Annotated in this window: 12 protein-coding genes; 5 read left to right on the top strand and 7 right to left on the bottom strand. The window is 41.8% G+C overall.

From position 1 onward, the window contains the following. Window positions 1-13: 13 nt before the first annotated feature. Both AB9K32_RS15720 and AB9K32_RS15715 read left to right on the top strand, forming a co-directional pair. Window positions 14-913, top strand: coding sequence for a GyrI-like domain-containing protein (locus AB9K32_RS15720; protein ID WP_369885709.1), 900 nt, complete (start codon window positions 14-16; stop codon window positions 911-913). After that, window positions 906-1,763, top strand: a complete 858-nt coding sequence (locus tag AB9K32_RS15715; protein WP_369885708.1) for a hypothetical protein — start codon at window positions 906-908, stop codon at window positions 1,761-1,763. The genes AB9K32_RS15720 and AB9K32_RS15715 overlap by 8 nt, the downstream gene beginning before the upstream one ends. Here the strand turns inward: AB9K32_RS15715 and AB9K32_RS15710 are convergent. Beyond that, a complete protein-coding gene (locus AB9K32_RS15710) occupies window positions 1,760-5,473 on the bottom strand; it encodes a metallophosphoesterase (RefSeq protein ID WP_369885707.1) in 3,714 nt (1,237 codons plus the stop codon). The genes AB9K32_RS15715 and AB9K32_RS15710 overlap by 4 nt on opposite strands. A gap of 55 nt (window positions 5,474-5,528) precedes the next feature. Here AB9K32_RS15710 and AB9K32_RS15705 point away from each other — a divergent pair, with 55 nt between their 5' ends. Beyond that, a complete protein-coding gene (locus AB9K32_RS15705; protein ID WP_252080735.1) occupies window positions 5,529-6,719 on the top strand; it encodes a Pycsar system effector family protein in 1,191 nt (396 codons plus the stop codon). A 1-nt stretch (window position 6,720) separates the two neighbouring features. Here AB9K32_RS15705 and AB9K32_RS15700 read toward each other — a convergent pair whose 3' ends face one another. Beyond that, entirely contained in the window at window positions 6,721-9,099 is a 2,379-nt protein-coding gene (locus AB9K32_RS15700) for a GAF domain-containing protein (protein WP_224836286.1), read from the bottom strand. A gap of 117 nt (window positions 9,100-9,216) precedes the next feature. On the opposite strand from AB9K32_RS15700, the gene AB9K32_RS15695 reads away from it, so the two are divergent. Next, window positions 9,217-10,113: a metallophosphoesterase gene (locus AB9K32_RS15695; protein ID WP_224836285.1), complete on the top strand. Its 897-nt coding sequence runs from the start codon at window positions 9,217-9,219 to the stop codon at window positions 10,111-10,113. Here AB9K32_RS15695 and AB9K32_RS15690 read toward each other — a convergent pair. Continuing rightward, window positions 10,110-11,369 carry an aminotransferase class V-fold PLP-dependent enzyme gene (locus tag AB9K32_RS15690; protein WP_369885706.1) on the bottom strand — a complete coding sequence of 420 codons (1,260 nt, stop codon included), beginning with the start codon at window positions 11,367-11,369 and terminating at the stop codon, window positions 10,110-10,112. The genes AB9K32_RS15695 and AB9K32_RS15690 overlap by 4 nt on opposite strands. Window positions 11,370-11,650: 281 nt before the next feature. Between AB9K32_RS15690 and AB9K32_RS15685 the strand changes: the two genes are divergently transcribed. Continuing rightward, entirely contained in the window at window positions 11,651-12,316 is a 666-nt protein-coding gene (locus tag AB9K32_RS15685) for a hypothetical protein (protein ID WP_224836283.1), read from the top strand. Window positions 12,317-12,321: 5 nt separating this feature from the next. Here the strand turns inward: AB9K32_RS15685 and AB9K32_RS15680 are convergent, their stop codons facing one another. From AB9K32_RS15680 to AB9K32_RS15665, 4 genes are all read right to left on the bottom strand, one after another. Beyond that, on the bottom strand, window positions 12,322-14,499 hold the full coding sequence (locus AB9K32_RS15680) for an acylase (protein WP_369885705.1): 2,178 nt from the start codon (window positions 14,497-14,499) through the stop codon (window positions 12,322-12,324). 52 nt (window positions 14,500-14,551) lie between these two features. Beyond that, entirely contained in the window at window positions 14,552-15,589 is a 1,038-nt protein-coding gene (locus AB9K32_RS15675; RefSeq protein ID WP_369885704.1) for a YgcG family protein, read from the bottom strand. A gap of 76 nt (window positions 15,590-15,665) precedes the next feature. Continuing rightward, window positions 15,666-15,998, bottom strand: a complete 333-nt coding sequence (locus AB9K32_RS15670) for a 2Fe-2S iron-sulfur cluster-binding protein (RefSeq protein WP_252080740.1) — start codon at window positions 15,996-15,998, stop codon at window positions 15,666-15,668. A gap of 56 nt (window positions 15,999-16,054) precedes the next feature. Beyond that, window positions 16,055-17,113: an NAD(P)/FAD-dependent oxidoreductase gene (locus AB9K32_RS15665; protein WP_369885703.1), complete on the bottom strand. Its 1,059-nt coding sequence runs from the start codon at window positions 17,111-17,113 to the stop codon at window positions 16,055-16,057. Between the last annotated feature and the right edge of the window lies 1 nt (window position 17,114).

Below are 17,114 nucleotides of genomic sequence, written 5' to 3'. Positions count from 1 at the left end.
TTGTTCCTTAGTTATGAGGAAGATCAGTTCAATTATTTTAGCCCTTTTGGTGGGGGTGATTCTGTGGTATCTTTTTTTAAAACCACAGGATTATCAAGTTAATTTCAAGGCAAAGGCCATACCCGGCACCATATTCGAAACTGTTAAGGCTTGGAACCAAGGTTTCGACTCGGTGTCACCCATCCGGTACACGAGCCCCCGCCACTTTGAGCAGACCATTTTTGTGAACGACTCCACTCATGTGTACGAATGGGAGATCGACCCGATTCACGATTCGCTAAGTGCTGTTCAGGTAAATATCAAAGATGTACACAATTCGTTGAACAATAGGTTGGCTGTTCCCTTTGCCGACACCGATTTTGAAAAAGGGTCACGAAAACTCCTTTTGGACTTTAACGATTTCCTGATCGATCATATTAAAAATTTCACGGTTTCCATTGAAGGTGAAGAGGAAACCTTCTCTTCCTTCTGTGCCTGTGTCCAATTAAAAACAACGCCCGAGGACAAAGCCAAAGGCATGATGGCCAATTACAATTTTTTGAATGCCATTTTGCTGGAAAAAGAAATCAAATTGAACGGACCTCCTTTTGTAGAAGTACTTGATTGGGACTTGGAAAACAATAGTCTATCCTATAACTTTTGCAATCCTATCATACGTTCGGAAAGACTTCCTGACCATCCAGATATCGAGTATAAACGAATCTTTAGCAAAAATTCCATTAAAGCCATTTATCACGGAAATTACATAACCTCCGACCGTGCTTGGTATGCTATTTGGGACTATGCGGAAAAGAACAACATCTCTATTGAGAAACAACCTTTGGAAATTTTCTATAATAACCCGAACATGGGAGGAAATGAGCTAGAGTGGACCACGGAGGTATTTATGCCCATAAAGGAAACCAATGAATAAAATTGTCTTTGCTTTTATTTTGATCGCATTACAGGCCTGTGCACAAAAGTCCTATTTGGCACAATTGGATCCCATGGGCAAGTTTCCATCCAAACTAAAAGAAGTATCGGGTATGGAAATTACCCATGATGGGGAAATCTGGGTAATAGAGGATAGCGGCAACAAAGACCATGTCTATTTGGTAGATCAAGAGGGTGATATAAAAAAGTCTTTGGAAATAGACCATGCCAAAAATGAGGATTGGGAAGATTTGGCCATGGACAACAATGGCAACCTTTATATCGGGGATTTTGGAAATAATGGAAATGACCGCAAAAACTTGGTGATTTACAAGGTTCCTAAAGACGAAATGGGCAAAAAAGAGCCCAACGCAGAAAAAATCGAGTTTAAGTACCCTGAGCAGAAAGAGTTTCCCCCTAAAAAAGAGAATCTATATTTTGACACTGAAGGTTTTTTTCACCTGGATGACCACCTCTATATTTTTACCAAAAACAGAACAAGACCGTACTCCGGAAAAACATGGATATATCGTGTACCGGATAAAGAAGGGGACTACAAGGCCGAGTTTTTGGGTGATCTGTTCTTATGCAGTAATCAAGATCATTGCTCGGTAACCGGGGCGGATATTTCCCCGGATGGCAAAACTATCGCTCTTTTAAGCTATGGTTACATATTCCTGTTGACAGATTTTGATGCTCCCAACTTTACCAATGCGTCCATAAAGATAATAGACATCAACACTCCTACACAAACAGAATCGATCTGTTTTGTAGATAACCGCACACTTTTTATTGCCGATGAGCAAAACAACCATGGTGGTCGTAAACTATACAGGTTGGATATCGACTAAAATCCCAACCCCAGGCCAAAGGCAAAACGCACACCATCCGTACTGTTAAAGAGTCCAAAGTTGGCAGATAGGACGTCGGCACCGTTCAAAATAAAACCACCCCCATAGGAATTATGCCATTTTTTGGATTCATCGCCAGGGAACCATACCCGTCCATAATCGAAACCACCATATATACCCGGGGTTACCGGCAACACACCGGTTTTGGTACGCCTAAAACTATAACGCAGGTCGGTACTTTGAACATAGGCCTTTTTTCCCGTAAATCTTTGGAAACGGAAACCACGAAGTCCATTGTTGCCCCCTAAACTTGCTGCTTGATAAAACTCGTAGCCGTCCCCAAGGGTAAAATGTGCGTTAACTTTTGAGGCCAACACAACTCGACCATCTGCGGTAAGTTTATGGTCCATGGAAAAGGAAGGTTTTATGTAACCAAAGGACCTTGAAGAATCGTCCAGATTGGTTTTGAACCCACCTTCCAGGCTAAAAGCCATTCCGATGGTCGGGAAAGCAGTATTGTCCGCATTGGAATAATGGTAAGAGGCATCCGCACCAAAGAAACTTAAATGGCTTTCCTCTCCGTTGGCAATATAGAATTCATTGATAAATCTATCCTCTGTCTCCTCTATTTCGATATTTTCATAAGAAATCCCAAGCTTTACCTTGGATCCATAAAATCCTCGCCACACCAAAGCAGGTGAAAACTGTAACGTTCGGATACGCACCCTGTTGTAGTCCAGCCCCAAAGGTTCATCATCATCATTGTTCACCGATTCGTTGCCAAAACCAAAAAAATTGAGGGTAAAATTAGGGCTTGTAAAACGGGCATCCAATGCCAGGTTGACCTTATTGAACACATGGGCAAATTCCCCGTTATACCCTAGATCAAATCCATTGGTGGCAAAAAAATAGGACGCATTAAAAGTATGTTGTTGTGTAAATGGATTTTTTCTGAATCCATTAAAGGTATAGGTGTTGGTAAGTCCAATTTTTACCCCATCGTCCGGATTAAAACCGATCATCGGAAGCACTTGGTTGTTATTCCCTTTTATATTCAAAAAGTCATAGGTGTTGGTATCATAATCGTTCACTAATTTGATCCTACCGGCATAGGCTTCATCTAGAGTATTTTTCTTAGTTTTAAAATCATACACCGATATCCTTTTGGAGTCTTCGGAGATTTTATAGATGTCGTTGTTCTGTCCTCCTGCAATCCGAACCTTTATTTTGGAGTCGGCTGTTTTAATATTGAATACATCATCATCATCCAAACCATACAACCAGATTTCCTTGGTATATTCTGGGCTGTAGACCTTGCTGAAAAACAAGTCTGTCATCTCTCCACCTTTTATTCTATAGCCCCGCACCTCGACATTCCCATTGGGCATGGATACAATATTAAAATAATCGTCTTTATCCGTTCCCGTCACCACACTGTATTTATTGAGCACGGCAAAATATTCCTTAGCGGTCTCGACCAAGTTTTGCTTTCTGGCCAATAAAATTGACTTGATCACCGTCAGTGTTTCGTCCCTAACTTCTTCGGGAAAAGCCATAAAGGCATCATCAATAATATCTGCATTGATATTATCTTGGATAAACTTGGCTTGCTCTATCCACATATCCAAGTCGGCTTCGGACAATAATGCCATATCCAAAGCAAATGTTCTTGGTGAGGATGTAAAGCCTTTAACGCTTCGCACTTTTTCGTGAAATCCTTCAAAAATTCGAAGTGCCGGTACAGCTCTAGAGCCAAAATTCATGATAAGACCATCTCCCCAGCGAGAATACACTTGATCACGATCTCTTGGAATGGGTTTATATAATTTATTCCCGTTTTCCTGCTCAAACTCAGCCCAACGCCATTGATCTACGTGCCTGTCCCAGTCTCCCACAAGGATATCGAACAAACGCGCTTTTACATATTCTTTGTGATCGATACTATACTCCTCATCTTCTCGTAATTTATCCATGAGGTCGTATGTGCTTTCTATTTTTTTTGTATAGCCAAAACTTTTTAGGTTATCGTGATCGTCGGACACATGCTCCTCGATCATATAAAGCTCATCGCCAAATTCTTGGTTATAGTCCCCCAAAACAGATTGTTTGGGCACATAATACAATTTCGGGTTGGTATGGAACATTCCCAGGGCATCGGAAAGTTTACCTATGGTAAAAGGGGCATATGGGTGTGCGCCGGTATATAGGTCCAACAACAATTTTTCTGTGTAGGTATCCTCAAACTGACCTATAATATACTGATCCTGAAAAGCAATGGCCTGCAAATATCTTTCGGCGCTTTTTCTTAGGCCGCGCATTACATATTCCTTTCCTTGCCTATCGGCAAGTCGCAACGAATTGGATTGATTCCCCCCTCCTTTCCTGACCACAGTCAATCCTCCAAAAAGCGTATCGAGCCGAACGGTGGGGGCCTTTACCTGTGTGGCATAATATTTTCGATAACGCTCACCCCAAAGCCACTTATGAAACCCACTTTTTTCTATATCCTCGGCCGAATACACCGAAGCCATTTTGTATGCTGGGAACTCATCGGAAAGTTCCACTTTTTTAGTAGATCTATCAGGAGGTAGGACTTGGGTTTCGAACAAAAGCTCGTGACTATCTGCATCGGCACCATAGAACTCGACTTTGGAAGAGCCGTCCGTGAATACTTTGAGGATGGCATATCCATTTCTTCCGGTGGAAAATTTGCTGCCATTCAATAAGCGTGTGGCTCCTGTTTTGGCTCCGGAACCGCTTACAATTTGTGGTTTTCCAAACTCTTTAATGTATTGAAGCGTATGTTCGTGACCGGAAGCAAAAATCACCTTGTCCGAATATTGAGAGAGGGTTACGATTCGTTTTTTCAGTTCGTTGTAGCGCCTGTTGGTAATATCTTCTGCCGTGGCCCCGGAAGTTTTTCTCAAAAGATTGATCGCCGACCCTAAAATGGGCATGGGCACCTTGCCCCCATTAGGGTACAAACCTTGTTTAAAGGAATATTGACCACCGTGCGACCCATAAGTGAACATAGGATGGTGCATGGCCACAAGAATGGTTTTATCCCTGTTTTTTTTAATTAAACTTTCAAACTCCTCAAAGAACCGGCCCCTGTTTTTAATCTCGCACTCATCATTCATGGTTGGGTGCTTGTCCCAATTGATCAGGTACCATTCCGTATCGATGGCAATTACCAATAGTTCATCGTTGATTTCTATATCTTCAATGGGGCAGCCGTTCTCCGGTTGAAAGGCTTCATTATCGTCCAGTGCATCCTCCACGTATTCCTCCTCTCTTTTTAGACCCTTCAGCCCATCGCTGTACCAATCGTGGTTTCCAGGAATAAACAAGGTTTTCCCCTTAAAATTATCCAAAGTAGCCAATTGCGCATCCAAATAATGTTTGGAATGTTCATATCCTTCTCGATCTTTATCTTTATCCACAAAACCTGCCGGGTAAATATTGTCCCCTAAAAAAATTGCCGTGCTATTTTTGTCGGCATTGTCCAAAACATCTTTGATTTTTTTTAAGGTGGGGTTGAGCTCTCCCATGGGAGACTTCCCTGCATCTCCTATCAGATAAAAAGTGTGCTCTACTTCTTTATCTTCCCACTCGGTATTGTTGGTAAAAGGCTCGGCATATTTGGTTTGGTACGTTGCACAGCCATACAAAAACACAATTAATAAGCCTATAAAGTAATGTTTCTTCATATCTCACAAGGTTGATTCCAAAATTTTGTAATTTGGATGTCTCCAATCAGAAGATATGTCGGAAATTGTTGAAAAAACTAAACTCTTCGTTACCAATCTATTAACAGAAAAGCTAGATTCCAAGTTCTTGTACCACAACTTACGACATACCGAACGAGTTGTTAAAAGTACTAAAGAATTGATCAACTACTATGACCTTGGAGAGGTAGAAAATGAAAGATTGCTCGTTGCGGCGTGGTTCCACGATGTAGGCCATGTGAACGGAATGGAAGAACACGAAGAAAAAGGATGTAAGATCGCAACCGATTTTCTTACGGATAACGGGGTGGATAACACTACTATAGAGGAAGTATGCTCCTTGATCATGGCCACCAAAATGTCCAAAGAGCCCGATAATTTAATGGAGAGCATAATTTGTGACGCGGATTTTTCGCATTTGGCAAAGAGAAGCTATTGGGAGACCACCGATTTTTTAAAAGACGAACTTGAGGAATTAGGTGTTGGCAAGTATACCTCCAAGCAATGGAGGGACAAGAACATTAAAATGTTCCGAAATCATGTTTTTTATACGGATTATGCCAAGGAAAATTGGGAAGACGGAAAGCAAAAAAACCTAAAACAACTTCTTAAAGAAAAGAAAGACGAAAAGAAGATTGCCAAGAAAGAGGCCTTAAAGGCCAAATATAAAAGTGAAAGTCCTGACCGCAGTGTTCAAACACTATATCGCGTAACCCTTCGCAACCACTTAAAACTTAGTGATATTGCAGATACCAAGGCCAACATTTTGCTATCTGTAAACGCCATCATAATTTCTTTGGTACTGGCCAATTTGTTCACCAAATTGGACAATCCTTCCAACTCCTATATGATCTACCCAACGTTTATATTGATTTTGTTCAGTGTAATTTCCATGGTCCTTTCCGTGTTGGCCACTAGGCCGAATATTACATCGGGCAAGTTCACCAAGGAAGATGTTGAGAAAAAAAGGGTAAATCTGTTGTTCTTTGGCAATTTCCATAAAATGGAGCTACAAGAATACGAATGGGCTTTAAAAGAATTGATCAAGGATAAGGACTATGTATACTCCTCTCTCACCAAAGACCTCTACTACTTGGGCGTGGTCCTAGATCGAAAATACAAGATTTTGCGCGTAACCTACAACATATTTATGCTGGGCATAATTATATCGGTACTTGCATTTGGGATCGCATTTAGGTTTTTTGGACCGGACAGATTGATTTTTTAGATCAAAGACTCAATTCGGCCATTAGGTCATCATACGTATAGGTCCTTTCCGATTTTTTATCCTTTTGATATAAAATCTCGGCCCTGATCGCCTTTAATCCAGATACACCCTGTACACCTTCGAGCTCAACAATTTCTATATTATTGGTAAAATAACCCTTGGCCTTTAAAAAGCTGATGTACCTTAGGTATTCCTTTTCGTCCTTACGTTGCGAATACACTATGGACAACTTTCCTTTTTGGGTAAGGCGCTCATTGGTCCCTTTGATATAGGATTTATCGATACGCTTTTTAATCACCTCGTACCTTGCATTATATGTACCGTCCACATCAAAACGCTTTTCGTCCATTCTAAAACGTATGGCCAAAGATGTACTGTACACCAATAATAGGGAGGCCACATCCAATTTTACCGGCAAATGGGGCTTTAGGGCGTAATATCTGTTTTCCATTTCGCACATTACCTGAAGTTGCCAAAGCCTTAGGTTGCTCAAGAACAACTCACTAAATTCCCTATCCTTGGCTATAGAACTTCCTATGTACATGTTATGCTCCACTCCATCGGTTTTGTATCGCTCAAAATAGTGTGGGAACATCTCCTGTGCTTCTTCCTGTTTTTTGTCCAGTAAAGCTGCCAGCTTCATGTTGGCCTCCATTACACTGTCATCATAATTTTTACGATGGTCGTAATAACTTTCGGTAGCTCTATCTATTTTCTCGTTGTATTTATCCAGAAGTACTTTTATCTCGGTGTCCTCTCCTTTTTGTAGGTGATCGAACACCGGGCACACTTCTTCTTTTACAAAATCAAAAACCGCTTGTTCCGTATGGGTAAACAAAGCTTCTTTAACCTCGCTCAAATAGTTGTTTACCCTGAACATTAATTCTTCGTAGATGGGAAGCTTGTATTTTTTGAAAGCAATTTCCAAAACATCGTTTATTTCGGAAAGCTGTATCATTAAATCCCTTTGAATCGCGAGATTTCTTTCTTTTGATGAATCCTTGATATCTATCTGGCCATACAACGGATACACGTTCTTGAAAACTATTTCCTTGAACACAGGTTCTTCACCGGCCATTTCGGTGGCCATAAAGCGTTTGGCCTCTTCTTGGAACTTCCAATAGACCGACGGATGGACAGAGGTGCACTCGTGTTGGATAACGGCATCTATCAAGTTTTCCTCCTCCTCAATGGTGCGCATCACTGCCGCAACAATATACGGCATAACATCATCCAATTTATTGGCATTCACGCTATTGAGCTCGTTTACTTTGCCGGACACCAGTTCCAGCACTCCTACCAGTTCCCCATTAACGGCAATTGGGGCCAAAATGGCACTTTTTATGCCTTGGTCCATTAAGTTTTTATACGGTTGGACTTTTCCTTCCGTCTTTTTAAAATATTTCTCTACGTTGGAAATTGCAAAATATTTATTCTCCTTAAACAGTTTTCCATGGGAATAGGTACAAAAAGATGAATCGCATTCCTCCATATCGTTTCCGTTAAGGATGTAGCTCTCCATACCTTTGCCGTAGATCTTGAAAAAGTGGTTCGCACTCGAATCATACCCTGCAAAACCTACTTTAATATCGTTCAGGTTAAAAAACGATCTAAAAGTATCTTCGAAGCTCTCCATAAAGGACTCCCTGTCCTTTTGGGTCTTTCCAATCAGGGTAGATTTTATTTCCGAAACCGAGTGCTCCGCGGTAACATCGAACATATTGGAAATAACAAATCCTTTGGCGATAAAACTATTGGGCGGAATTTTTTCTTTCCACAGGTCCAGGTTATAAAAGTTGTCCAACAGCTCATCTACATCTTCCTGGGTAATTTCCTTGGCCTTTTCGGTGGGAGTAATTTCCATAAAGTCCGCGTTGTACAAAATTCGGTATCTGCGCATTACCCCATTGGTATCGGGGATATCGTAAAAGAAAGGACGCTTAAAATCCAAGTTGTACCCATAATAGAATTTGAGAATTACGGTACTTCTCATAATGTAACCGAACTCATTGGGTATATTGGTTATTTCTGGTTCAAAGTTCTCCCCGGCATCTTTTAATATCTGTCGAAATCGTTCAGAAGAATTGAACACAATATTTTCAAAAGGGGTCGAAGCCGTCTTGATCTCATTTTTGGTCAAGATGGGCGAAAAAGAATCTTCTAAGATCACCCTGATTACATCCTTGTGCTTGTCCAATAAGGACAAGTCCGTAAAACCTTCCCTTAAGATAGGGTACGGAGCCTGCACGTCCAATACATACTTTGCCCGTTCGGCCACATGCTCGTTGGGGCTATTTACCTGTTCATCATAGTGTTCCAACAATTTATTGAAACTAACTAGTTGAACCAAAGGACTTTCAGCATTGTAATCTTGCTTCATACGCAATTAGTCGAGGATTGTGATGCAAAGTTACAAAAAGTAACGATGCCCGTCCTTTTATCGATATCTTTATGGACAAATCACCATTTTTAAGGATATTTAGCAAAAAACATTTTCATGTCCTCTTCATCCCGGTTGAACCGTGCCTATAAAAATGCCAAGACCATTTGGTTCGGCGAGGAAGACAAGTTCATCTTTTTCAGCGATTGTCATCGCGGCGACAATAGCTTTGCCGATGATTTTGCCAATAACCGAAATATATACTTCCATGCCCTTAACCATTACTATCGCGAAGGTTTTTGTTATGTAGAATTGGGCGATGGTGACGAACTCTGGGAAAACCTGAGCTTTGATTCCATTTTTGAAGCGCACAAGAACGTGTATCAACTCTTGCGAAGGTTCCATTTGGAGCAACGCTTGCACATGCTCTGGGGCAACCACGATATGGTGTACCGGGACCCCGAATACGTAGAAAAAAATCTCTCCCACTATTTTGAGCCCATTGATGGTTCGGACAAAGAACTTTTTGAGGGCATTACTTATCACGAAGCTTTGATCTTAAAACATAAGGATACGGAACAAGAGATCTTTTGTATCCACGGACACCAAGCGGATTGGTGGAACTATGTCTGTTGGCGTATTGGCCGCTTTTTGGTCAGGATCTTGTGGAAACCTCTCCAAGTTGTGGGCATTGCCGACCCAACAAGTCCCGCTAAAAATTACAAAGAGCTCATCCGAATCGAAAAACGAATCAAACGATGGATTCTCAGTAAAAACCTACTTGTTACATTGGCAGGGCACACACATCGGCCGCGATTTCCGGAACCTGGGCAAATACCCTTTTTTAACGATGGGAGCTGTGTTCACCCGAGGAGCATAACCGGCATCGAAATCGAAAACGGAACCATTTCACTGATTAAATGGCACATCGATACCAGACCAGATGGTACGCTTCAAATTGTGAGGGTATTATTGGAAGGTCCTGAAAAACTTAAAGATTATATAGAAAATTAGGTCCGCTCCGCCAACTTTTTGACCGCCACCACAAATTGATCCAGCTCTGCCGTCGTGGTAAATACATTGGGTGTTATCCTGCAACCGTGAACGTTTTCAAAATCTATGGCCACTGTCCAAATATTAAATTCATCCAATAGTATTTTGGCCATATCGCTTGGTTTTATATGTTTTAGGCCCACATTGGCAATTCCACAACTTCGGTGCGGTTCTATCGGGGTATTGATCACCACGTTCTCCACATGGCGCAATTGATCGCTCCAGTACCGTTGAAGATAGCGCATGCGTTCTTCCTTTCGTTCCAGGCCTATCATTTCCAGATAATCTGCCGAATCGTTGATGGTAAGGTCGGTATGTACTGGATGTGTCCCAGTATGGTTAAGTCTTCTGATCTTGGTGTGGTCCTTCTCATGTTCCGCCAATAAAGGCCATATTTTGGGTATGTGTTTTTCTTTTACGTACAACATCCCTGCTCCTAGAGGGGTAGCAAGCCACTTATGCAAACTGGCCCCATAATAATCACAGTCCAAATCCAAAATATCCACCTTAATGTGCCCCACACAATGGGCACCGTCCACCATTACCTCGACCCCGTGCGAATGTGCCATTTCGCAAATCTTTTTAATGGGCAATATCTGTCCGGTTACATTCACCATATGGCATACCATTAGCAATTTGGTCCTAGGCGTAATCTGGGATTCGTAAAGGGACACTATTTCCTCGTCGGATTCGGGATGATTGGGCAAGGATATTTTCTTGCATACTATTCCATAACGATCTTCCATCTGATGAAAATGAATCTGCATGGCACCATAATCCTGCACGGCAAAAACAGCTTCGTCACCTTTTTTCCAAGGATACCCCCCAATGATCATATCGAGGGATTCTGTAGTGTTCCTGGTAATAATCAATTCTTTTTCCGAACAATTGACCAACTTGGCCACCCGAGCCGCTGCCTTATTTTTATTTTCCCATTGCACGGTTCTCATATAATACGACCCTTCAAAATTTACGTTTTGTACATGCTGGGTAAATTTTTCCAAAATAGGAATAGGGATTATATTATAATATCCACTTTCCAAGTTAATGTAATCCGGCTTTAGCTTATAATCCTGTCTGATCCTCTCCCAAAAAGCCTCGGTATTTTTATCCGGGTAGGGCAATGTATTCTTATAATTGTTCTCCACGGTGAGCGGCAGTAATGGAGCTGCCATGGCCGCTTGTCCAATATGGCGCAAGAATTGTCGCTTTTTCATTTTGATGTTGGGTCGATTAAAAAAGAATGGTATTTGTTGTTTTTTCTTAGTTGTGTTAAGATACAATTTAAGCCGGCTCAATGGATGAGGTAAACGTTATTTTTGATCAAATCCCCATAAAGCAAGATCTTATTATTTTGAGCATACCTTTACTACGTCCCCTATTTGGATAAAAGAAAGAAATTAACATCAACCCTGCAGATTAACGATTTAACTCCATTTTATCATGTTCGTGGCAAGGTATTTGCTAAATTTATATTTGCATTATTACCTGTCTTGCCATGAAAAAGAGAGTTTTTGTTTTGTTGGGCACTGTGCTTTTGGCATTCCCAATGTTCGCCCAGGGCGATTTGCCCACCACCCGACCATTAAAGATTGGCGATAACAACAAACTCGATGTTAAGGCAAGCAACCAAGGTACTTTACTGCGAATGCCCTCTGTACTGGACGAAAACCTTACTTCCAAAAATGAGAAACCGGGTGTAAAAATGCTCCCCGACAGACAGTTATTGCAAGCAGGGCACGATATGGTGATCGATCCCAAAGTAATGGAAAAAAAGGAAAAAGGTGCAAACGAACATTTTGGCGACCAATACTTGGGCGATTTTAAAACTACAGCAAAATTTGTGGGCATTGTTGCCCGGGACCACGAGTATGTGGACGGGGACCGCATTAAAATTTATGTAAATGGCCAAGTGGCCGAATATAACCTATTGCTCGATGGTTCCTTTAAAGGAATCAACCTGGATTTGGTGAAAGGTTTTAACCGAATCGAATTTGAGGCCCTCAACCAAGGTTCTTCTGGACCCAATACGGCACAAGTGTTAGTTACCGATGATAAAGGTGTGGTAATCCACAACAACCGATGGAACCTTTCCACAGGTTCTCGGGCCAGCTTGATCATTGTAAAGGAAGAAGATAGCACTGTAGAAAACGGCAACGACTAATATTGTCAATGCTTTTCTCCCGGGGAATAGTTGGCCTTAGCTCGATTTAATACATCTTCCTTGTAAAATGCCGCGTCTTTAAATTCCATATCGGCATAGCGTTGTGCTTGATCATTAAAATGTGGCGAATCCGGGTCGCCACTTTGGCCACCGGCCAACATGGTCTTCGCTTTGACCTTTTCACCAAACTCCACTACCGCTACAAAACTATTGCCCCGGGTACCGTAGATTTTCTTTGTGTTGTTATCATAGCGAGCTCCATATGCCGCCAATGCTCCCCAACTACCACTGGCAAATCCAATGGGAATACTTGGTTTTTCGTCATCAAATGGTTGACGGATATCACCATTCAAACGTTGATATCGGTTTACCTCTCCCCAGGGTGTTTTCCATGAACCAAAATCATTTTTAAGCTTTTCTAACACTTGTTCGAACAGCACCAGCCTTCGCTCTGCGGACACCCATTCTTCATTGTTGTTAAATAATTCGAACTGTGAAGGGCGATTCTCCATTTTTCCGGTTATCGCTTCCCTCCAAAAAATTGTTCCATAAAAATGGGCCAAGGTCATGGCAATCGATTCTTTTGACGTTTTATAATCCCACTTTCGTAAAAGCTCAATGGGTTCTCTTAGTTCAGAAATCGGGTTTTGATCAAAGGCCTTCACCAAACCGGGAATCAAAGCTTTAAAAGCCGGCAGGTAGGGGTCGTGCGCAAGTTCGATTAGACTGTCCAAGGTATATCCGCTACCATCTGTCAACAGCTCGATGGCATGGATGCCCCTAAAGTTCTCTTGGTCCCTTGACATATATTTTGGGTAATCTTCACGGTTTGGACTATATTCCAAAGCCGAAGTGTATGGTGTAGAGTTACAGTTTTGAATCCAACCGTTCCCTGGGTTCAACACCAAGATATTTTCATCCACTGTATGCAATCCTTGCCAATCTGTTTTTGGATCACTACCGTCCACCGGCTCGGTATAATCAAAAATGGTATCGCGTTTGGGCACAAAGTTGCCATGAAAATAGGCAATATTGCCCTCGGCGTCGGCATACACAGTATTGTTGGATGAATTGGTTCGGATATCCATCATTTGCCTAAAACCATCGTATCCATTCTGTTTGGTTCTGATATAGGATTGCTCCAATGCCTTTACGGGTTCCCACATCATGGCCGAAGCCGTCCATTGTTTACCCACTTGATGGGTAATAGGACCATGGTGAGTTCGGTACATCGGAAAAGTCCTCTCCTTTAAGGTTTCCCCATCCTTATATTTTAGTGTTACGGAACTCGAATCAACCGGTCGCAATTCTTCCCCATATTGATAATATAGCTTACCATTATTTTTAACTATGGTTTCCTTGAATTCATCCATTACATCGGTATAGGTCGAGGTGTGCATCCAACCTGTTTTTTCATTGAATCCTTGATACACAAAAAACTGACCCCAGGTAACAGCACCATAGGCATTCAACCCTTCTTCGCTTACTACGTGCACCTCTCCCCTAAAATAAAATGAAGTATGCGGATTGATCAACAACATGGCGTTACCGGACTCGGTCAGGTCTCCTGCAATGGCTATGCCGTTGGATCCCTGTGGCTCGGCCATTTCCTCTTCTTTTTTGATTTGTAATGCTTCCATCTCCGGCAATTCCATGCCACTTTCGTAAAAACTTTTGATTTTACGGGTAGATATCCGCTCAATATCGCCACCAATGGAACCTTCACTAAAATACATGGGCATCCATGGTTCAAAACGAGTAAGCAACTTGGGTTTTACCTCTGGGTGAGTATGTAAATAATAATTGATTCCATCCGCAAAGGCGTCACAAAGTTCTTGTAACCACTCTGGACTGTTATTATAGTTTTCCTTTGCTTCTTCTTCGGTCATAAAAAGTCTGGCCCTAAGATCACTGTACAATGCATCTTCACCTTCGACTTCCGCCAAGCGACCCGTGGCCCAGATATAATTTTGTTCTACACGGTTAAAATCATCCTCGCATTGTGCATACAACAATCCAAAAACGGCGTCTGCATCTGTTTTTCCATAAACGTGGGGCACTCCAAAGTCATCTCGTATAATTGTAATATTTTCGGCTTGGGACTCCCATTCTTGTACCTCGGTCCTAGGTGGTTCTGCACAAGAAAAAAATAACATTAGCACTACAAGGATAGTAATTCTCATATCGGAAGAAGAGTTTAGTTAGTTTTGTGAAAATACATTAAATCGGCTACAATTACCAACTCCCACTGGCACCACCTCCACCAGAACTCCCGCCACCTCCGGAAAAACCGCCCGACGAACTACTCCCGGACCCAGAACCAAAGGAATGGGTTCCGGTGGACGAAAATGTCTTGCTCATATAATCCTTATCCGATTTAAAAAACGACACCTTTATTTCTTCATCGCCCTTTCTTTTGATCTTTACGATCACCAATGCAATTGTTGTCAGGATAAAAAGGATAAGTCCCCAAAATATCCAGGTTAAATCCTCCACCATGGCGTTCATTTGGTCTTCCAAGCCAAAAAGTAAACCCATGAAAAAGAGGGGCATCCCCATAAATACCAAGCCAAAAATTACAGGCATTCCCATAAATAAGGCCATAAAAACTCCACGGAAAATAGCTAGTTTTCCAATGAACATACCTCTTAGGATTTCCAGAAATGTACTATAGCCTTTATAAAAAACAAATCCTCCTGCGGCAACAAAGACCATCAAAAACAATCCAATAACCCCGTAAAGCCACCAGGGTGCTGCCTCTTCGAAATCCATTTCCTCCTTAAACTCTTCCAATGCCCCGGGATCTAAAAGAAACTTGATAATCTGGTCCGTTGCCAGGTCCAAACCTGAAAAAAAGTCCTCTTCCTTAAATTTGGGGATCATGGTATTTCTAATAATCCTCGAGGCCACCGCATCGGTAATATATGATTCTAATCCATAGCCCACCTCTATCCTAACTTCCCTATCCAGTTTTGAAAAAAGAATCAGAATACCATTGTCCTTGCCCGCCTGCCCCAGCTTATTTTGGTTAAAGACATTGAGTGCATATTGCTCAATAGTCTCATTACCAAGCTCATTAATCGTAAAAATCACTAATTGATTGGTCGTCTCCGATTCAAATTGATAGAGTTTTGTGCGTAGCACATCGAGCTCGGATTCTGTAAAAATCTTGGCATTGTCCGTAACTATTTCGGTTAAAATAGGGACTTTTTTTTGAGCAGGGCTACTTATGGACAGTAGAAAAAGTAACCCGTATAATAATGTCCTTCCCATGTTTTTAATTACCAGAAGGACTAAAGATAAAGTTTTTGCTTTTTACTGGAACCTGGGCTTTTAAGAGAAAGTTCCATTAGCCTTCTTCCGGTGCCAACTCCACCTCCAGACCATCCAAATCGTCGGTAATATGAATTTGGCAGCCTAAACGGCTATTGTCCTTTACAAAAAAAGCCTCGGCCAACATCGCCTCCTCATCATCTGTTTTTTCAGGAAGCTGGTGATCGGATTTCACATAGCACTGGCAAGAGGCACACATGGCCATTCCACCGCATATTCCTATGGTACCCTCTGGAGCAAGTTCGTACGAACGCACAACTTCCATTAGGTTCATGTTCATATCTGTTGGGGCATCCACCTCGTGCAGTTTGCCGTCCCGGTCTACTATTTTTAATTTGATATCGCTCATACCTATTTAAAAACCATTACAGGTGGTTTTCTTAACGATTTAAATTTAATTTATTCTTAGTCAATAGCTTTTACTACGGCTTTTGGTGCTTCTTTCTTGCTTCCGTCAAATCCCGTAACACCTCCTACGGTGGTATATTTCATTACATATTTTTTATCCGGGAATATTTTTTGATAGGCACTTTGGCACATCAAGGTAGCCTCGTGAAATCCACAAAGGATAAGTTTTAATTTGCCAGGATAGGTATTAACGTCCCCAATGGCATAAATTCCAGGAATATTTGTTTGATAATCGTAGGTATTGTCGACCTTTATCGCGTTTTTTTCGATTTCCAATCCCCAATTGGCAATTGGCCCCAACTTGGGCGAAAGTCCGAATAAAGGAATAAAAGTATCAACGTCAACTTCTATTTCTTCGGCGGTTCCGGTATTTTTTACCGTTACTCGCTCCAATTCATCTTCACCTTTTAAGGCAATTACTTCTGCGGGTGTAATCAGATTGATTTTTCCTTCGTTCTTGAGCTGCTGAACTTTCTCAACAGAATCCAATGCTCCTCTAAATTCATTTCTTCGGTGCACCAACGTAACCTCTTTGGCCACGTCTGCCAAAAAAATGGACCAATCCAACGCAGAGTCTCCTCCCCCGGCAATCAATACCTTTTTATCTCGATAGACCTCAGGTTCCTTGATCATGTAGGACACTCCATTGTCCTCATACTTGGTCAAGTTCTCCAATAACGGTTTTCTTGGTTCAAAGCTTCCCAGTCCGCCTGCAATGGCAACTATGGGCGCATGGTGTTTAGTTCCTTTATTGGTGGTAACGATAAAAGAGCCATCGTCCAATTTTTCGATGGTCTCGGCGCGTTCTCCCAAGGTGAATCCAGGTTGGAACGGTTTGATCTGTTCCATTAAATTGTCCACCAATTCCCCAGCGAGCACTTCTGGATATCCTGGGATGTCGTAAATGGGTTTTTTGGGGTATATCTCGGCACATTGCCCTCCCGGTTGTGGCAATGCATCTATTAAGTGACATTTGAGTTGTAACAGGCCTGCTTCAAAAACAGCAAAGAGACCCGTAGGTCCCGCCCCAATTATCAGAATATCGGTTTTGATCATA

It is taken from the genome of Allomuricauda sp. XS_ASV26, assembly GCF_041224615.1.
GTDB classification, from domain to species: Bacteria; Bacteroidota; Bacteroidia; order Flavobacteriales; family Flavobacteriaceae; genus Flagellimonas; species Flagellimonas alginolytica.
Note: the sequence above shows the minus strand (reverse complement) of the source record. Positions and strands in the feature narration are given on the sequence as shown.